The sequence below is a fragment of the Methylacidiphilum caldifontis genome, assembly GCF_017310505.1.
GTDB lineage: Bacteria > Verrucomicrobiota > Verrucomicrobiia > Methylacidiphilales > Methylacidiphilaceae > Methylacidiphilum > Methylacidiphilum caldifontis.
The window spans coordinates 13,260-30,356 of the sequence record NZ_CP065957.1; the positions used below are offsets into that span (position 1 = coordinate 13,260).

At 42.9% G+C, this 17,097-nt stretch carries 14 protein-coding genes, 1 tRNA gene, 1 CRISPR repeat array and 1 riboswitch; of the genes, 8 read left to right on the forward strand and 7 right to left on the reverse strand.

The window, feature by feature from the left end; genetic code table 11:
- Positions 1–91: 91 nt before the first annotated feature.
- The 4 genes from cas7g to IT6_RS00060 are packed head-to-tail and all read left to right on the forward strand — an operon-like array spanning position 92 to position 6,641.
- Positions 92–1,336: a type I-G CRISPR-associated RAMP protein Csb1/Cas7g gene (gene cas7g, locus IT6_RS00045; RefSeq protein ID WP_206826654.1), complete on the forward strand. Its 1,245-nt coding sequence runs from the start codon at positions 92–94 to the stop codon at positions 1,334–1,336.
- A complete protein-coding gene (gene csb2, locus IT6_RS00050; protein WP_206826656.1) occupies positions 1,320–2,774 on the forward strand; it encodes a type I-G CRISPR-associated protein Csb2 in 1,455 nt (484 codons plus the stop codon). Before cas7g ends, csb2 begins: the two co-directional genes overlap by 17 nt.
- Complete coding sequence (gene cas3g / locus IT6_RS00055; protein ID WP_206826664.1) at positions 2,731–5,685, forward strand: type I-G CRISPR-associated helicase/endonuclease Cas3g; 2,955 nt, start codon at positions 2,731–2,733, stop codon at positions 5,683–5,685. The genes csb2 and cas3g overlap by 44 nt, the downstream gene beginning before the upstream one ends.
- A complete protein-coding gene (locus tag IT6_RS00060; RefSeq protein WP_206826666.1) occupies positions 5,682–6,641 on the forward strand; it encodes a type I-G CRISPR-associated protein, Cas3-extension family in 960 nt (319 codons plus the stop codon). The genes cas3g and IT6_RS00060 overlap by 4 nt, the downstream gene beginning before the upstream one ends.
- Before the next feature lie 25 nt (positions 6,642–6,666).
- A CRISPR array of direct repeats spans positions 6,667–7,361; the repeat unit is 37 nt; unit sequence CTTCAATGAAGCCGAGGCCTTACACATCCTCGGAAAC.
- 1,392 nt (positions 7,362–8,753) lie between these two features.
- Here IT6_RS00060 and IT6_RS00065 read toward each other — a convergent pair.
- Together IT6_RS00065 and IT6_RS00070 are read right to left on the reverse strand one after the other, a co-directional pair.
- Positions 8,754–8,836 (reverse strand) — tRNA-Leu (locus IT6_RS00065).
- Positions 8,837–8,915: 79 nt separating this feature from the next.
- Positions 8,916–10,070, reverse strand: coding sequence for a cation:proton antiporter (locus IT6_RS00070; protein WP_206826668.1), 1,155 nt, complete (start codon positions 10,068–10,070; stop codon positions 8,916–8,918).
- A 36-nt stretch (positions 10,071–10,106) separates the two neighbouring features.
- A riboswitch (Fluoride riboswitch) is annotated at positions 10,107–10,184 on the reverse strand.
- 96 nt (positions 10,185–10,280) lie between these two features.
- On the opposite strand from IT6_RS00070, the gene dtd reads away from it, so the two are divergent.
- The 3 genes from dtd to IT6_RS00085 all read left to right on the forward strand — a co-directional run bounded on the left by dtd (position 10,281) and on the right by IT6_RS00085 (position 12,319).
- Positions 10,281–10,721: a D-aminoacyl-tRNA deacylase gene (dtd, locus tag IT6_RS00075; RefSeq protein ID WP_206826670.1), complete on the forward strand. Its 441-nt coding sequence runs from the start codon at positions 10,281–10,283 to the stop codon at positions 10,719–10,721.
- A gap of 102 nt (positions 10,722–10,823) precedes the next feature.
- Complete coding sequence (locus IT6_RS00080) at positions 10,824–11,510, forward strand: ABC transporter ATP-binding protein (RefSeq protein WP_242524236.1); 687 nt, start codon at positions 10,824–10,826, stop codon at positions 11,508–11,510.
- A 17-nt stretch (positions 11,511–11,527) separates the two neighbouring features.
- The gene (locus tag IT6_RS00085; RefSeq protein ID WP_206826672.1) at positions 11,528–12,319 is read left to right on the forward strand and encodes an ABC transporter permease; all 792 of its coding nucleotides are present in this window, start codon (positions 11,528–11,530) and stop codon (positions 12,317–12,319) included.
- A gap of 67 nt (positions 12,320–12,386) precedes the next feature.
- Here the strand turns inward: IT6_RS00085 and IT6_RS00090 are convergent, their stop codons facing one another.
- Positions 12,387–12,611 (reverse strand): hypothetical protein, encoded by a 225-nt coding sequence (locus IT6_RS00090; protein ID WP_206826674.1) that lies wholly within the window; start codon positions 12,609–12,611, stop codon positions 12,387–12,389.
- A gap of 224 nt (positions 12,612–12,835) precedes the next feature.
- Here IT6_RS00090 and IT6_RS00095 point away from each other — a divergent pair, with 224 nt between their 5' ends.
- Positions 12,836–13,399, forward strand: coding sequence for a DUF4337 domain-containing protein (locus IT6_RS00095; protein WP_206826676.1), 564 nt, complete (start codon positions 12,836–12,838; stop codon positions 13,397–13,399).
- Positions 13,400–13,468: 69 nt separating this feature from the next.
- Here the strand turns inward: IT6_RS00095 and IT6_RS00100 are convergent, their stop codons facing one another.
- From IT6_RS00100 to IT6_RS00115, 4 genes are all read right to left on the reverse strand, one after another.
- Positions 13,469–14,881, reverse strand: coding sequence for a DUF4339 domain-containing protein (locus tag IT6_RS00100; protein WP_206826678.1), 1,413 nt, complete (start codon positions 14,879–14,881; stop codon positions 13,469–13,471).
- 170 nt (positions 14,882–15,051) lie between these two features.
- On the reverse strand, positions 15,052–15,267 hold the full coding sequence (locus IT6_RS00105) for a hypothetical protein (RefSeq protein ID WP_134439504.1): 216 nt from the start codon (positions 15,265–15,267) through the stop codon (positions 15,052–15,054).
- 111 nt (positions 15,268–15,378) lie between these two features.
- The gene (locus tag IT6_RS00110; RefSeq protein ID WP_206826680.1) at positions 15,379–16,413 is read right to left on the reverse strand and encodes an Mrp/NBP35 family ATP-binding protein; all 1,035 of its coding nucleotides are present in this window, start codon (positions 16,411–16,413) and stop codon (positions 15,379–15,381) included.
- 21 nt (positions 16,414–16,434) lie between these two features.
- On the reverse strand, positions 16,435–17,076 hold the full coding sequence (locus IT6_RS00115) for a site-2 protease family protein (RefSeq protein WP_134439498.1): 642 nt from the start codon (positions 17,074–17,076) through the stop codon (positions 16,435–16,437).
- Positions 17,077–17,097 lie beyond the last annotated feature (21 nt).

Below are 17,097 nucleotides of genomic sequence, written 5' to 3' on the forward strand. Positions count from 1 at the left end.
AAGTAGATAGCAGGGTGGAGGGAGGGCAGGCTAAATATCTTGACACAATTCTTTATAAAAGTAATCTTGCTATAAAAATAGATGATAGCAAATGCAACTTGTTGAATTTGCTGAATTTGAAAAAGTTATAGCTAGTGATACAGCAATCCGTCGCCGACAGAAACTCCAGCCGGTTGGAGGCCAAGGTGACAAGATCTTTCCGCCTACCTATCCACCTGAAGGAAATGGACCGCCGCGTCATGTCTATGAACGGCGTCGCTTCCCTGATGGAGAAAAATGGTGTGTGCTTGTCGACAGTGTACAGTCTCAAGCAAATCGACTTGAGGAAGCCCTGATTGCGCTAGTCGAGGGAGGTCTGTCGATCCCTCACATCATCGTCGATTTTACTGAGACAGATATTCAAGGAATTGGCAAGATCACTTCCTTGCAGGCTCCTCATCGTGTCTACGATGCAATTTTACGAGACAGCGAATTGGACGGCATTCCTTTTTTGAATAGTGAGCTTGGGAAGCGCCTTGTCAGGGCGAGTTTAGCTGACGCTTCGTCACTGCTTGAGGTTGATCCTGCATCACTTCTTTTTGGAGCTTGGCACTCAACAGGACAGGGAGGTGGTCTTAATCCTCGGTTTATGCGATGTCTTGTCTCTGAGATCGTGGCCGTGGATGTTCCAGTTGAGGAAGTTCGAGACAATCGCACCAACCAGCCAGAAATTCGAACAGCCGCGCGGAGAACCGCAAGCAGGATTGATCCATTAGGCATATTGCGTGGGGTAGAGGTTTACAAAAGCAAGACGAACTGGGATACGGAGAAAAGAGAAGATGAGAAATCCCAAAAGGCGAGACCTTCCGAGATCGGCCATTCAAACATCCGTCCCACGATCGAACCTCTTGGCATCACCTGCGACTATATCGAACATAGTTTTGTCCTTAGCTTTGCTGCTTTGCGCCGCCTTCGATTCGGCTCTGAGGAGAAAAACATCGTGGGACGCAGCTTGATTGCCACGCTTGGCCTTCTCGCGATTCACGAGCAGGATAGACGTGGTTATGCGCTTCGATCGCGATGCAATCTGGTCTGCAAGGGAATGGCTCCTCTTGAACTGATCCACCCGGATGGTTCCACCGACATTTGCGAAATGGATTTGGAATCTGCGATTAAACTCTACAAAAAAGCTTACGAGGAAGCGAAAAAGGCTGGCTTTTCATTAATGGGTGAGCCTGTCATTCTTAAACCTCAAAAGAAGCTAGTGGAGATTGTGAAAATGAGTCAGGAGCTTGCCCTTTCAGGAGAGGGCGGTCAGGCGGATAAAGCGAGAACTGAAGATGACCTTGGTCCTTGAAATTGAATATCTAATGGGAGTCTGTTTTGCAGCTGTAAGCCCTGATAGCCCCAAGCCCGATTGGCCTCCGCAGCCTGATCGCGTTTTTTCGGCTCTTACTGCGGCATGGGCAGCTCGAGGTGAAGATCCTAAGGAAGCTGAAGCCCTTCGATGGTTAGAGAAACTCCCTCCGCCTGGCATTATTGCTTCAGAATCAAAGAATCGGTCCGCGCCGACTGTCTTTGTTCCAGCCAACGATGCCTCATTTAAGGTTAAAAAGCATGCAAACCATGTACTTCCTGCAACACGTAACCGCAATGAGCGGTTTTTCCCAGCGGCTCTTCCAGCCAACCCAGTTGTTAGGTATTATTGGCCTGAAATTCTTCCAACTGAAAATACTCTGGCCATGCTCAATGGGATCGCGCAAGATACAGCCTACGTCGGCCATTCCTCAAGCCTGACGCGTTGCAGGTTCTTTCTTGTCGACTGCTCCATTCCTAAAGATATGAAGTCTCCAAATCGGCGCGTTTATCCGGGTCGTTTTGATGAACTCGTACAAAGATTCCAAAACGAGCTGCGACCCAATCCTGGCGACTTGTTTCAGTCATCTCCTTCTCCTGAAGAATGTCGGGTAACTAGTTTGTTTGACAGCCGATGGCTGATTCTCGAGCATGTTGATGGTCAAATGCCGGACATCCGGGCTTGCGCCATCCTTGCAAAGGCTCTGCGCGATACCTTGCTGAGCGGATACCGACGTATTGGACTTGGGCAAAGCATTCCCGAGCTCATAAGCGGTCATGATGCCTCGGGAAGACCGACGCGGCTTCACCATCTGGCCATCATACCACTGCCCTTCGTTGGATTTCCCTACGCGGATGGAACTTTGCTTGGTCTTGCGCTTACCCCACCTCGGACTAGCGCGCTACTCGACGATGAAAACTTTTTAATAGTTTTGCGAAGTTTGGCTCCCTTTGATAGCAGCTTCCGGCGGATACTCACCCTTGTCACCAAGATAGGAACTCCCTCCGACCGTGCCTTCTCGATTAGTCTCTCTCCTTCTTTTGAACCCCCATCCAGCAAACGTTCTCTGGATCCTTTGCTCTATACCCGCCCCGCAAAGCTCTTTGGCACTGTCACACCCATTGTTCTTGACAGACATCTCAAAAAGAAGGGTGAGGATCGAATTGATGAAATTAATGAACAGGTTGTCCGAGCTTGTGATGATATCGGTCTACCAGCACCGGTCGAGGTAGTGTCCCACAATTATTCAGCGATTAGGGGAACTCCTCCGGCATATCCTCCGAAAGGATCGCCCACGTGGCTTCGTTGGATGTTGCCAGCTTCACTAGCAAGTCGTTCTCTTACTCATGCAGTTATTCGTTTCTCCCAGCCTATCGAGGGGCCTGTAATATTGGGTGCTGGACGATTCGTTGGTTTTGGGTTATGCCGACCGATATAAAGGAAACGTGATTATGCTGAGTGTTGGTGACTTTTCTGAATTTTTATTTGAGGTTTATGGTTACCGGCCATTTCCCTGGCAGCAGAGGCTTCTCGAGCAGATTGTCCGAGATGGGCATTGGCCGAAAGTCATTGATTTGCCGACGGGCTCAGGAAAGACAGCAACAATCGACATTGCGATCTTTCATCTGGCACTTGAGGCAGGAAAAAGAGAGAGTCGTCTTGCCCCTGTGCGTGTCGTCTTCGTGGTTGATCGCCGCTTGATTGTCGATGATGCATTTGGACGCGCTAGAAAGCTGGAGCGGGCCCTTTCCACCCCATCTGGTCCCATCACTAAAAAGGTGGCACAGAGGCTCGCAAAGCTTTCGTGCAATGGTACTCCATTGAGCGCGTATCGTTTGCGGGGAGGAATCCCCAGAGAGGAAGATTGGGCGCGTACTCCTTCACAGCCAATAGTTATTTGCTCCACGGTTGACCAAATTGGTTCACGTCTTTTGTTCCGCGGATATGGAGTATCGAATACAATGAAGCCGGTTCACGCGGGCCTGATCGGATCTGATTGTTTGATTCTATTGGACGAAGCTCACTTGGCTGAACCGTTTCGACAAACTCTCGATTGGGTGCACGTTTATCATGGGGATAAGTGGCGTGAGACTCATGTGACCTCTCCCTGGGGATTCGCGCTACTCACTGCAACTCCTGGAAAAGACCTTCAAAGGAATGCCTTCACGCTGGACGAAGAAGACCGAGCTGATCCTATTTTGAGCAGGCGGATGAAGGCTTCCAAACCCGCTCGACTCGTTTCTTTGCCTTTGGATGGAAAAAAGGAAAATACGAAGGTGGAAGTGGAAAAAGAGTTTACAAAACAAATTTATCTCGCTCTAGATCACTTCCAGCGGAAAGAAAATGGAGTGGCTACTCCAGCAATCGCCGTTGTGGTCAACACGGTATCTAAGGCACGGGTGCTTTTTGAGCAAATACAGAAAGATATGAGTGAAAAATCCGATTGCATTTTGCTGATCGGGGCGGCTCGTCCGGTGGATCGGGAAGGCCTCGAGCAGCGTCTAGATCCAATCCGTACAGGAGCTTCTCGCACGCTTGAAAAACCGTTTATCCTCGTGGCGACGCAGTGTGTAGAAGCTGGAGTGGACATTGACCTGGATGCCCTAATCACCGAAAACGCTCCTTTGGATTCTCTCCGCCAGCGGTTCGGACGGCTCAACCGCGATGGTCGTCCAATCATGCCCTATGCGGCAATCCTCGGTTCTTCCGGCAAGGATCTTGTTTATGGTGAGGCAAGTTGTCATGCCTGGAAAGCCTTGTTACAAGTTGCCCACGATCACGGCATAGATATCATTGAATTCGGAGTGGATGCATTTCGCGTTCCTATGAAAAACGAAGCTCTAACTAGGAAAGAGGATGCCCCAGTACTTCTCCCCGCTCATCTTGACCTTTTAAGCCAGACCTCTCCGATTCCTTCTCCAGATCCAGAGATATCGCTTTATCTTCACGGGGCCAATCAGGAGCCGGATTCAATTTCAGTGATTTGGCGTTCTGATATTGATATCTCTTTTGAAGAGAAACAAATTAGGCGTCTTTTCATGCTTGTGCCTCCGAGGGCTGCTGAAGCCATTGAGTTGCCTCTGTGGGCAGTGCGATGTTGGCTTGAGGGAAACAGACAAAGTGCATCCGATCTTGGAGATGTAGCTGGCAATCAATTGTTAGAGGAAAGAAGGACTGGAAATGAAAATCGTGTCTTTCGTTGGAGAGGAGACGACGAGGAGTCTAAGTGGATTTTTCCTAGAGAAATATGCCCTGGCGACACCATTGTAGTTCCCGCAAGCTATGGTGGGGTGGATGAATTCGGATGGAACCCCATGCGGACAGTTCCAGCAACCGATGTTGCTCAGAAAGCCGCCAATGCATTTGCCACCCGACAGTTTGCCGTTCGAGTGGCTCCGGGACTCCTAGGGGAATCTGTAGATAGTGAAGACTTGGCTGCTGCACTGGCAAGGAGTCCCTTCCAGCAACCTTGGGAATTACTGAATGCTGTCCGTGGGCTCGATTTACCAGAGGATCTTGCAAAGGCTCTCGACGCCCTCACTCATGCAAAAAAGAGAAACTTAGCCGCATACCTGGATCTGTATGGGGAAGATGAGGAGAGCCGTTATCGCGGGGTAGTGTTTGTCGCTCCTTTTGGAATCGAAAGTGAAGCAAGGGAAGAAGGCGGTTTTACTGCCACGGAAAATGATTTTGTGGGATCGCTTCCGGGATTCCCTATCCCATTGGAAATTCATAGCGCCGATGTGGAACGCAAAGCCGAAGAGTTTGCAATAGCCGTTGGGCTCTCAGAAGAGCGTATCGTGGATCTGAAGTTAGCGGGTTTTCTGCATGATCTAGGAAAGGTAGATCACCGTTTTCAGCAATGGCTACACTATGGTGATCCACTGGGTGTCGATCAGGAAAATGGACAATCGGTGCTAGCTAAATCTGGCTATCCCATGCTCATGGCTTTGCGAACCAAGGTTTATCTTCCAGCGCATTGGCGACACGAAGCACTCTCGGTGCGAATTGCCGTTGAAACCAAGCGATTTGCCGAAGCCAAGGATCCTGAACTTGTACTCTGGCTCATTGGTACCCATCATGGGTATGGACGACCATTTTATCCCCATCGTGATGAGGAAGATAATAAGCTTCGGCAGCTGCCGAATATCATGGGTTTGCCTCCAAAGCTTGAGCCTGGAGCCGGTCCGCAATCTCTTGGTTTTGATTGGAATGGTTTGGATTGGTCAATGCTCTTTGAGCGGCTCAAGGCCCGATACGGTATTTGGGAGCTTGCACGCATGGAAGCCATTCTCCGGTTGGCCGACCATCGTGCGTCTGAGGAAGAAGCGGGGAGGGAAATTAAATGAGAGAAGCGCTTCGGCTTGAAGGTCTTGAACCGGATAATTTGTTGGCATTTCTTGCACTGCTAGGGCTACTCCGAGCGTTGGAAGAGGCGGATGGATCATTCCTACCTAGAGCAGCCTGGGATGTAGATATCCATCCCATGAGACCAAGGCTCTTTTTGTCGCGTCCCGTTGAGCCGGAATCGATTGCTGAAGCTGTGGATAAAGGAATTGTTGTTCTTTCCAAGGGGTATAACTTTGACGGAAGAAAGGATTTAAACTATTCGCGCGATGATTGCCGCACACTACTGGAGCAGGAGGGACGGGAAGCGATTCTCGGTTCTCGCTGGCGTGTCGATCTCTTGGCATCGCTCATGAGCGATGCGGCTATTGAGAAAAATAGTATCGATCCTACACCTTTATGTCTTTTGACCGGCCAGGGACATCAGCACTTTCTTGAAAGACTAGCTAAAGTTCCGAGCTTCTCAGAGCCTCTGAGACGCAGCCAGAAAGGGAAAAAGGTCCATGTTTTTTCAGCACAATGCATTGCCGAAACCCTGTTTCACCCCTGGCATTATGGAGATCCGACTCCCTCTTTCCGGTGGGATCCTCAAGAAGAAAGGCGCTATGCGCTTCTCTATGGAGATCCAAGCAAGACCAATACAACAACGCAGCACGGCGCGAACCGGCTAGCGGCCGTTGGAATTGGTACTCTCACCTTGGTTCCACAACTCCGATCAAATAGTGTGCGAGCTAATATTCTCGGCGGATCCTTCGAAAAGGGGGAATTTTCCTTTGCTTGGCCGATATGGCGCAAGCCGGCCACGCTCTCTGCCATCCGAGGCATGCTTGCTCACCCAGGATTGAGAAAGGAAAATGGGCTCTCCCATTTGGGAGTAGATTATGTCATGGTTGCAAGACGGATTCAGTACGGGTACTATAGTAACTTTGTTCGTGCTGTTCCCTTACATCGTTTATGATCATAATGCTCTGTCATGCTTTTTACTTCAATGAAGCCGAGGCCTTACACATCCTCGGAAACATACCTAAAAATTAGCAACTTAATGGAAATGATCTTCCTTCAATGAAGCCGAGGCCTTACACATCCTCGGAAACCGTTACCTTGACGTTTACGGGAATATCGGAGTTGCACTTCAATGAAGCCGAGGCCTTACACATCCTCGGAAACGGTTTTGCTACTCTAGAAGGTTCGCAAGACAATACCCTTCAATGAAGCCGAGGCCTTACACATCCTCGGAAACCTGATTACATTTTCATTTCAGTTGTTGACCATTCGCTTCAATGAAGCCGAGGCCTTACACATCCTCGGAAACAAGGACATTGATCCGCTCATTGTTGATTTTATTTCTCTTCAATGAAGCCGAGGCCTTACACATCCTCGGAAACTTTCATCATTTTTACCTTATTTTGGTTAATTTTTAACTTCAATGAAGCCGAGGCCTTACACATCCTCGGAAACCGTTACCTTGACGTTTACGGGAATATCGGAGTTGCACTTCAATGAAGCCGAGGCCTTACACATCCTCGGAAACAAATCTATAAATCCCTCAGAAGCTTCCTGGGCTTCACTTCAATGAAGCCGAGGCCTTACACATCCTCGGAAACCATATTTCCAATACAAAGGCACAGGAGACCAGAAATACTTCAATGAAGCCGAGGCCTTACACATCCTCGGAAACTGCCCCTTTGTAACTCATTGCCTTGCAAAGCATAAAATTCTGTTTTGCGAGCATTTCCCAGAAATAAGATTACACCATGATACTCGGATGACATTGTTAAAGATCAACAACCATCTCTACACGGATATTTCTTCAGTAAATTATATCGAAAATGAAAAAAGTCAATTCCAGATGATCATCGCTCACCAATAGTCTTTGGGTTTTGGTTTGTGGATACCGATTCGATTATTGAAACGTGACCATTGAAGAGAGCAACGAAAGGATAAGATATCACTTTAAGGGGATTTCAAAACTAACGTGATATATCTGCTGATGATGAGCGGAAAGTCTGTGTGTAGATGGTTTAGGAGAACTGGGAATACCTGCTTATTCATTTTATAATGACATAAGGAGTGCATTGCAAGAAGTAAATGTTTACAACAAGAAATGGTAAACTTCTAGGGTGGAGATTCAGCAGTTGCGTCAGCAAGTTGCTCTTGGAATATCAGCCGGAGATCTTAAATCTTCTTCAAGAAAAGTTGATTCAGTAATGTCGATTTAATTTGAATAAGGAGACAGCGTATGCATACAAGATTGGCTAATCTTTTTTATCAAAGACACAACAACCAAAACAACCAGAGGAATCTAAAAACTTCCTGCTTCACAGGAAGGGCATGGAAGAATCGACTCAGTGAAGGTTGAAGAAGAAGGAAAATAATTTTCTGTTCTGCCTTACTCTGCCATTTAGAAGAACAGGCGAAGAGTGTGAGGTGATCAAGGTTTTAAAGTATCAGGCAGAAATTGGTGAGGATATAGAATAGAGCCGAATTAAAGGCTAACCAGGGTAGGTAGTTGTACCAAGGAGATCGCCTAAAGCGATAGAGCACATGAAGATATTATTCACTGATACCTTTAGTTATCTATTTGGTTCCGAGTCTGTTGCTAATTTAAAATCGATAACCAGAGCTTCACATGATTGTAGATTCGGATTTTCGTTTGCTAAGGATATTTCAGCAGGACTGTTAGGTAGCTCTTGTACTTGGAATATCCTTGATTTAAGCCATGTGAGCCTTTTGTTGTGTGTGAGAGCTTTCGATTCGAAACCTTAGCCAAGGATCGGCGTCTACAAGATAGCAGTTACCCTGACGCTTTTCCCCTGCATAGTCAATTAACCATGTACGTTAATTTTTTATCAATCAAATGAATTTATCTCTTCCATTCAGAGATATCTGTTCACATTATTCCACTTAAGGTTAGATTCAGGCAGTCTTTTGCTGCTATTCTTTGCGCAAACATTATTTGGATAAGAAAAGCTTGTTATAAGAAGAGTCCGCTTTGTTTAAGTAATGCTCAGGGAGGAAGACTGAACCAAAAAAACTTAAAAACCAATTACCTTGCCAGACCTAAAAAGCGTGCCGGTGGAGGGAGTCGAACCCACACCCGGTTGCCCGGACCAGATTTTGAGTCTGGCGCGTCTGCCATTCCGCCACACCGGCTATTTCATCTTCATGTTAGAAGAAAATTAAATTATCCTTTCTTATTTGGGTTGTCGATAGAAAACCTAATGTACTCTCATTAAGTACTTTTGGGCAGTAGCTGCTTTGGAAGGAAAAAGCGGTTAGCGATTAAAGTGGGGAAAATAGCCGTAGAGATAATGACTGGAATTAAAACTGAATATTGGCTTTGGGTGATAATTCCATGCGATAGACCATAAAGACAACAGATCACATTGAAAGTTAGCCCTGTTGACATCAGCAATGTTGTGTAGGCAGCTTGTTGTACTCCTTTTCTTTTAACAAGGAGTGGGAATGTTCCGCTAAATTTAGCAAGCTGTTGAATTGCAAAAAAGAAGAAAAAGGGGATGAGACTTTTCATTAGGGATGATAAATCGACGAATGAACCAGCTCGAATAAAATAAAAGGGAGTGAGGATCCCTAGGGTAATCGTTCGTAAACGTTTGACTAAGTCATGGTTTTGTCCCACAGATTTGGCCAGAACCATGCCAACAAGGTAGGCGGGCAATACCGCTTCAGAACCTGCCCAAACAGCAATACCTCCAAGACCAAAGAGGAAAAACAATAGATATTTTGTTTCTAATTCAGAAGGTTTGTTGCCATATTTTTTCAAGAAATAAGGAGTAAGTTTAGCTAGGCCAATAGAGCATATGAGAATACTTATCGTTAATATCGCCGTTTTCCATCCAAAAGGAGCAAAAAGAAACCCTAGCATAAGGACAGAACTTAAATCATTGATAAAACATGCGACAAGAAGGCCTTTGCCATAACTAGTTTTGTTCAATCCAAATTCTAAAAGAACAGTATACATAACAGCTACAGAGGTTGCAGAGAGAGCAATGCCTGCCAGAAGAGAAGCTTTCCAATCCCAATGGAAAAAGAAATGAGCAAACAGGGCACAGCACAAAAAAGGGACAAAAAAGGTAATTAAGCCAATCAGGGTAGACTCTTTCCATTGCTTTCTGAACGAACTTGGTTCAAGTTCAGATCCAGCCATAAAAGTTAGCATTATTGCTCCCAATCCAGCTAAAAAACTAATCCAACCTTCTTTGGGATTAAGACCGGTTTTTCCAAAAAAGATAAAAGCCAAGTATTGTCCAAATATGCCGATAATGATTTCGATGAGTGCTGCTGAAATTCGAAATTTTACCGCTAAAAAGGAAGCGACGAGCGCGAGTCCCATCCAAAAACATGCTAAGAACCATGTGTGTTCCATTAAAACCCTTCTTTCTAATAATTGCTTTAGGAAATTAAAAGAGTAGGAGTTATCACTTCGATAAAGAAGGGTTTTCCAGGGAGCTGGATGGTAAACTCCATTACCGGCTTTTCTTTTTAAGAATAAAATTTTAAAGTGTCAAGCAGCAACTCCATTTTTTTAAATTAAAAAAGACTAAAAGAAAGCACGTAGATTGAGTTTTCTAAGGATATGATCGGCTTGATTCAAAGAGTGAAAGAGGCGGCGGTTTCCACAATAGATCAAAAGCAGGCATGTTCTATTGGCAAAGGGATTGTGCTGTTTTTAGCTATTGAAAAGGAGGATAGAGAAAAAAATGGCGATCTTCTCGTAGAGAAAGTGCTCAAATGTAGGATATTTGCAGATGAAACGGGAAAGATGAACCGGTCTCTTCTTGACATAAATGGGGAGCTGCTCGTTATTCCTGAATTTACCCTAGCTGGTGAAATCGCTAAAGGCAATAGACCGAGTTTTGATCGCGCTGCCCCTGCAGAGGTGGGCAAACAACTATTCGATTATTTTACAATGCAGTTAGAAAATAGATATAAAGCGGTGAAGAAAGGCTATTTTGGAGCGAATATGGCTGTATATTTGATTAACGATGGTCCTGTGACGTTTTGGATTAAAACTTAAGCTTTACCCAAATAGGCAAAATATTTCTCAACCCTAAAAATAAAGGTTTTTTTTCATTTTTGTATGCAAGCCGTAGCCATAGAAGTAAAGAACTTACGCAAGGTGTTTGGCAAACTTGTGGCTGTAGATCAGCTTTCCTTTAAAGTCATGGAATCTGAAATCGTTGGGTTTTTGGGGGCCAACGGGGCGGGAAAAACAACATTGATTCATTTGTTGCTTGGGCTTTTAACGCCTAGTTCGGGTTCCATTCAGATTTTTGGTCTCTCTCCTTCTACATCTAGAAGAGAGATCCTATCTTTTTCCAATTTTGCTTCTGGTTACATTAGCTTACCTACAAATCTAACTGTAAAAGAAAATCTTCAAGTATTTTCCCGCCTTTATCGGATAAAAAACCCGGAAGAAAAAATCCTTTCTCTTCTTCATCTATTAGAAATTGATCACTTGCAAAACAAAATTACAGGTTTTCTCTCTGCTGGGGAGTTAACTCGGCTCTGCTTATGTAAAGCCTTGCTGAACGATCCAAAACTGCTCTTTTTAGATGAACCGACGGCGGGTCTTGATCCCAATATTTCTGACAAGGTCTGTGAGTTGTTGCTTGAACTGAGAAGGAAAACTGGACTCACTATTGTGTACACCTCTCATAATATGCGAGATGTAGAAAGACTTTGTGACCGGATTATTTTTATGAAATCGGGAAAAATTATTACCCAGGGAATACCGCTAGAAATTGTTCAAGAATTTAAGCAAAAAAGTCTTGAAGAACTTTTTATTCAGTTGGTTCGGGAATAATCCAAATCGCTTCGACAATGAATAGAGAAAGAATTATAGGCCTTTTTTTGCGTTACACTTACGTTTACAGGAGAAGCTGGATTCGGGTTTTAGAATTTGTTTTTTGGCCCCTCATGGACTTGCTCGTTTGGGGATATCTGACTCTTTATCTCACGGGTTCCCCAAAGAATTTCTCAAGCCCGTTTCAATTTTTGATCGGTGCGATGATCCTTTGGGATGTGCTTTATCGGACACAGCTAGGAATTACACTATCTTTTTTGGAAGATGTATGGTCGAAGAATTTGATCAACCTTTTTGTTAGTCCCATAACCATTGGAGAGTTTTTTGTGGCAACTATTTTAGTGGGCATCACCAAGTCTCTTTTAATCGTAGGCCTTTTAGGAACCATAGCCGCTTTATTTTTCCATTTTAACCTACTGCAACTGGGCACTTACTTATTACCTCTTGTTTGCAATCTTTTCTTGATGGGAGCAGCTTGTGGAATTTTAACTATTGCTTTTCTTCTTAGGTGGGGGCAAGCTGCAGAGTCTCTTGCTTGGGCTATACCAATTCTTTTCCAACCTTTTGCAGCTGTTTTTTATCCCCTCCATGTCCTTCCCTCCTCTATACAACCCTTGTCTTTTCTTATCCCTGCAACGCATGTTTTTGAAGGGTTGAGAAGTGGCCTTGAAGGGATTTATGCTTATAATCATTTATTGTGGGCAACCGCTTTGAACTTTTGTTATTTAGGACTTTCTTTCATTCTTTTTAAGCACTTTTTTTCTATCGCCAAAGAAAAGGGCCTTCTTGTTAAATTGGGCACACAATGAGCTTTGCCACTTTTCTTCAACCTATTGTTATGCTATCGAATCAAACCGATTTTGAAAAAAAAGTGCATTATTTAGCCGGAAGCCCCGATTCGATCTCTTTTTTAAAAGACAATTGCTCTTTTTCCTTTTCGTTTATTTTGCTCTTGGAGGGTGTTGCGGCAAAAAAACTACTGAAGACAGTCGCGCCAACTAGCGCTAAAATCCATCCTCCAAACAGAAGGAAAAGAACAATTAATCCAACAAGAGTACCAAAAGAGGAAACAATAAAAGCAACTACATCATTAATATTCATAGTTAACTCCATTAATTAGAAATTATTATGCTATAAGTAAATCAAAAATCAAATAAGAATATATAAAAATTGCATAGAATGTTAGCGATAGGAAAATCACAAAGGATCATTTTGGGGAGGGGAATAGATTTGATTTATATTTATAGTTAAATAAATAAGACTTAATAATAAGTAAATCTTTTTTCTTATACAATTAATTATATTAATCGATTTAAGCAAAAAATATGTCTGAAAATCCAATCGAAGAAAAGGCTAAGGAAATCATTGAAGAAAAACTTGAGGAAGAGAGGAAAAAGGAAAAATGGCTATATCATGTTTCTTTTTCGATTATTCTCATGGCGGTGTTAGGAACGATTGTTGCAGCCGACTCGGAAAATAGTGTTACAGAAGCCATTATTTTACGTAATGAAGCGATTCTTTTTCAAGATAAAGCCACAGATATGTGGAATTTTTTTCAGGCTAAGTCGATGAGAGAAGCGGGTTATCGCATCGCTAATACTATCAATCCAAAGCCTGAGTTCGAACAAGAAATTGAAAGATACCGGAAAGAGAAGATGGATATTGAACAAAAAGCCAAGCTTCTTGAAGAACAGGTAACGGCAAGGCTAAAAGAAAGCGAACGGTATTATCACAAGCACCATATTTTTAGAATGGCGGGTATTCTTGTCCAGGTTGGAATTGCATTGTCTTCTGTTTCCGCTTTGTTGAAAAGGAAAACGGTATGGTATTTAGCGATCTCTTTAGCAATAGGAGGATTAATCGTATTTTCGACCGCTTTATTAAAGTAGAAGAAAAAGGGTAAGGCTTTTTACAAGAAAGCAGATTTTAGGGAGTTTTCTTTAATTTAATTCTTTCTTTTAGAAGGGAAACATCCACTTTAAGGTAGACTTCAGGAACTCCAAAAACGATTTTTCTTTATTAATTTCGCATTTTTGGAAATCCAGATCCTGGTGTAAATCGAGGGATAAAATAGGTCTTTCATACAATTTTTCGATTGTTTGCACAACATGGCTATAAAGGCCCTGGGCAAGAGTATATGCTTCTAGAGCTGATTTCTGCAGATCAACCGTTTTGCCTACCTTGGGTTCAACAAGAACACACAAAGAATCGGTGAGGAGATCCTTTCCATAGCCAGATGTTTTTTCTGTCCATACTCCATGGTTTTCGTAGGCAGCGGTTGTGATTCGTAGATCTTCCTTTTCGACTGCAAGCTCGATAAATCCAAATGTTTGATCCATTTTGAAATAGACTCTGTTCTTATTATCTATGAAAAGATTATAATCTGCAGGTAATGATTCAACATTTAGAGATAAGTTTTGAGAATAATCTTTTTCTAGTCGTTCTTTTATTTGAGTCAATTCAGCCGCTTTGCCTTTGAGAACCAAGCTACGCAAAATAAGGGCATGGGGGACTAAAGGGGGAAGAGAAGGCCAAGCAGATCGAATGACATAATGTCCATTATGAAAAGCTGATTGGTAAAGAAACCATCCCGACAATAAAATAAGAATACCAATCCCATAATAGGGAATAAAGAGAAGGCCGATTATCCATAGAATCCGAGCCCAGTTCACCGTATCAATGGGTTTTAACCGGGTAATCTTGTTTTGGGTTAACCACAGTTGCCATGAGAAAGCTCTTTTTTGATGAAAATGACAGAGAGAAAAGGGTGAAGAGGGGTCTGGAAATTTCAAGAAAAGAGTTTTTACAATTTGCTTAACATGTTCTTGGGTAAGATCCACAACACAGAACCGTTTAATTCGACCCATTATGGATAGAGAAAGCCTTATTTCCTGTTCGAACTGCCGAAAAGGAGTGTAGACGAATTGGAAGCGGGCAGCCGTACGAGCGATTATCTCTTGAGATCTTGGATGCGGAAATTCCAAACGGTATTCAAGATAAACTTGAGGATCCAGAGGCTCAGATTGAGAGTGTTCTGCTTTTATTCCATAATTAGCCAGTTCTTGGTCCATCCAAGATTTGATAAGGTTCAAGCTCTTTAGCAGCTGGATAAAAGGATCAACGGTTTGCTTCTTTTTAGGAATTTCTTGTTGGGTTGATGAATTTTCCTCTTGAACTTTTTTTTCAGTCTCAGTAGGTGATTCTTTAAGCTCAATCTCCTGGATTAATTGCCCAAGGGGTTGCCAATCTTTAAGATCTTTATGCCAAGCTAGGGTTTGAGTATTGATGGTTCCTTCTTCTAGAAGCTTGAGGATCTCCTCCATGGAAAAAGGACCCTCTTTTTTCCCGGATTGAACGATGAATATTTCCATAAATTTTCCTCTGCATTCTATTGAGTTAGGAGCCGGCTGCAGAGCAAGAATATCGTTATTAGATTAAAATTTTTACCGGGAAAAAAGTTCCTTTGAAATCTAAAGGAACAGTTCAAAAATTTGTGATAAATTGAAAGCAAAAAGGAATCAAAAAACTGGCTTACAAAGCTCTAATCTACATTTTTCCTTCGACTGGCTAACCACTTACTCCGATGATTAATTACCCAGTCTAGTAGAGCTTTTTCAAAACCAATGTCATAGCCCTTTTTCTCGCTTTCAATCCACTTGTGTTTTAAGATCTCTTCTCTTTCTAACAGGAATTCTTGATAAAGGGTTGAGTTTTTTAGTAGCGTCGAAATACACTCCATTTTTTTGTTTTCCTCCATTACCTCTCTCCGCAAATTCACAAGTCTTTATTGAGTTATTCTAAGTATAAAATACCACAAAAAAATTAATTTAAATAATGGCAATTTATATTGAGCACAAAGAGTAAAAGATTATTTCAAAAAGTCAATAATTTTTTGTGCAGCTTCAAGAAATACTTGGCTCGTTTTTCTATCCGGTTCAGATAGAACAATAGGCAGCCCATGATCGGAAGATATACGAAGTTCGGCTTCAATGGGAATTTCTCCTAAAAAAGGAACATTTTGCTTCTCAGCCTCTTTTTTTCCTCCGCCACAACCGAAAAGATCATATTTTTTATTATCAGTTGGACAAATAAAATAACTCATATTTTCAATAATTCCCAAGATAGGAACGTTAACTTTTTTGAACATACTGACCGCTTTTCTCGCATCCACAAGAGCTACTTCTTGGGGGGTTGTGACGATAACCGCTCCTGATAACCTAACCGTCTGAACGATAGTTAATTGAATGTCTCCTGTTCCAGGGGGCAAATCGAGAACTAAAAAATCGAGATTTCCCCACTCGACATTTTTTAAAAACTCTTGGGTATAACGGGTAACCAAGGGGCCTCTTAAAACAGCAGGTTGATCAGCTTCCAAAAGAAAACCCATACTCATGAGTTTTAGACCATATTGTTCAACAGGAATAAGCCTTTCATCCGGAGTAATTTGAGGGGATTCAGTGGTTCCGAACATCATCGAAATACTTGGTCCGTAAATATCACAGTCGCAAAGGCCGACAACCAGTCCTTTTTTGTAGAGGGCACAAGCAAGATTGGCTGCCACGGTTGATTTTCCAACTCCACCTTTGCCGCTAGCCACAGCAATGATGTGTTTGATGTCAGAACTGATCAAGGTAGATTTGGGGGTTGGATGTGACTCTGGCCTTTTGATGAAAACCTGGATATTACCTATACCTTCAAAGCTCGAGAGTTTTGATTTAATCTCTTTTTCCAGTTGTCCAGGAATATCAGGATTGGGACTAGAAAGTTCGAGTTTAATACGGACTTCACCTTCTGCAAGCTCAATTTCTTTCACGAGGCCAAATGAAACGATATCCCTGCTAAATCCAGGATACCGGACTTCTTTAAGTTGATTTAAAATTTGTTCTTTACTGAATATAGGCATAAGGCAAATCAAAATTTAGGTTTATCGGCTTAAGGGTGAGCCAGAAAGTTGGTTCAATATTATAAACAAATGATAGGCTGAAGACTCTAAAAAATGATAAACAGGAGGGAGATTGAGAAACACGATAATGGCTATAAACCAAAAAAGGCCCATTTGACGTTCCCATTGGTCACTGATTCTAAAAATATTTTTGAGTACGGTCCAACCGTCAAAAGGCATAATCGGAAGAAGATGAAAAACGGAAAGAAAAATAGAAGCGAGTACAAAAGTGGCGAAAAGTTCACCCAGTTTATGATCATGAGGAATGATCAGTTTGGCAAGGACAAGGAGTAAAAAAGCGGTGATGATATTGGCTAGGGGACCAGCAAGAGCGATCAGAATACCTTGAATCCTAGGATTTTTTAATCGATGTGGATCGATAGGCACGGGTCTACCCCAAGCGAAAAAACCGAATCCTCCAGGAAGAACAAAAATGTTAATGGCAGGAATGATTAAAGTCCCAAAAAGATCCATGTGAACAAGAGGATTGAAGGTCAAACGACCTTCATCTTTAGGTGTGTTGTCTCCCATTAAAGTTGCAACTAGAGCATGTGCAAACTCATGGATCGTGATAAGGGGAATAAGAAGAAGAAAAAGATAGAGTTTATCTAAAGTAGGATTCATGAGGAAAAATCTTTATGAAAT

Excerpts from the sequence above, each read along its gene's own strand:
- cas7g (WP_206826654.1), top strand. The coding sequence starts at position 92 with ATGCAACTTGTTGAATTTGCTGAATTTGAAAAAGTTATAGCTAGTGAT.
- csb2 (WP_206826656.1), top strand. The coding sequence starts at position 1,320 with ATGACCTTGGTCCTTGAAATTGAATATCTAATGGGAGTCTGTTTTGCA.
- IT6_RS00060 (WP_206826666.1), top strand. The coding sequence starts at position 5,682 with ATGAGAGAAGCGCTTCGGCTTGAAGGTCTTGAACCGGATAATTTGTTG.
- IT6_RS00070 (WP_206826668.1), bottom strand. The coding sequence starts at position 10,070 with ATGGAACACACATGGTTCTTAGCATGTTTTTGGATGGGACTCGCGCTC.
- dtd (WP_206826670.1), top strand. The coding sequence starts at position 10,281 with ATGATCGGCTTGATTCAAAGAGTGAAAGAGGCGGCGGTTTCCACAATA.
- IT6_RS00085 (WP_206826672.1), top strand. The coding sequence starts at position 11,528 with ATGAATAGAGAAAGAATTATAGGCCTTTTTTTGCGTTACACTTACGTT.
- IT6_RS00090 (WP_206826674.1), bottom strand. The coding sequence starts at position 12,611 with ATGAATATTAATGATGTAGTTGCTTTTATTGTTTCCTCTTTTGGTACT.
- IT6_RS00095 (WP_206826676.1), top strand. The coding sequence starts at position 12,836 with ATGTCTGAAAATCCAATCGAAGAAAAGGCTAAGGAAATCATTGAAGAA.
- IT6_RS00100 (WP_206826678.1), bottom strand. The coding sequence starts at position 14,881 with ATGGAAATATTCATCGTTCAATCCGGGAAAAAAGAGGGTCCTTTTTCC.
- IT6_RS00105 (WP_134439504.1), bottom strand. The coding sequence starts at position 15,267 with ATGGAGGAAAACAAAAAAATGGAGTGTATTTCGACGCTACTAAAAAAC.
- IT6_RS00110 (WP_206826680.1), bottom strand. The coding sequence starts at position 16,413 with ATGCCTATATTCAGTAAAGAACAAATTTTAAATCAACTTAAAGAAGTC.
- IT6_RS00115 (WP_134439498.1), bottom strand. The coding sequence starts at position 17,076 with ATGAATCCTACTTTAGATAAACTCTATCTTTTTCTTCTTCTTATTCCC.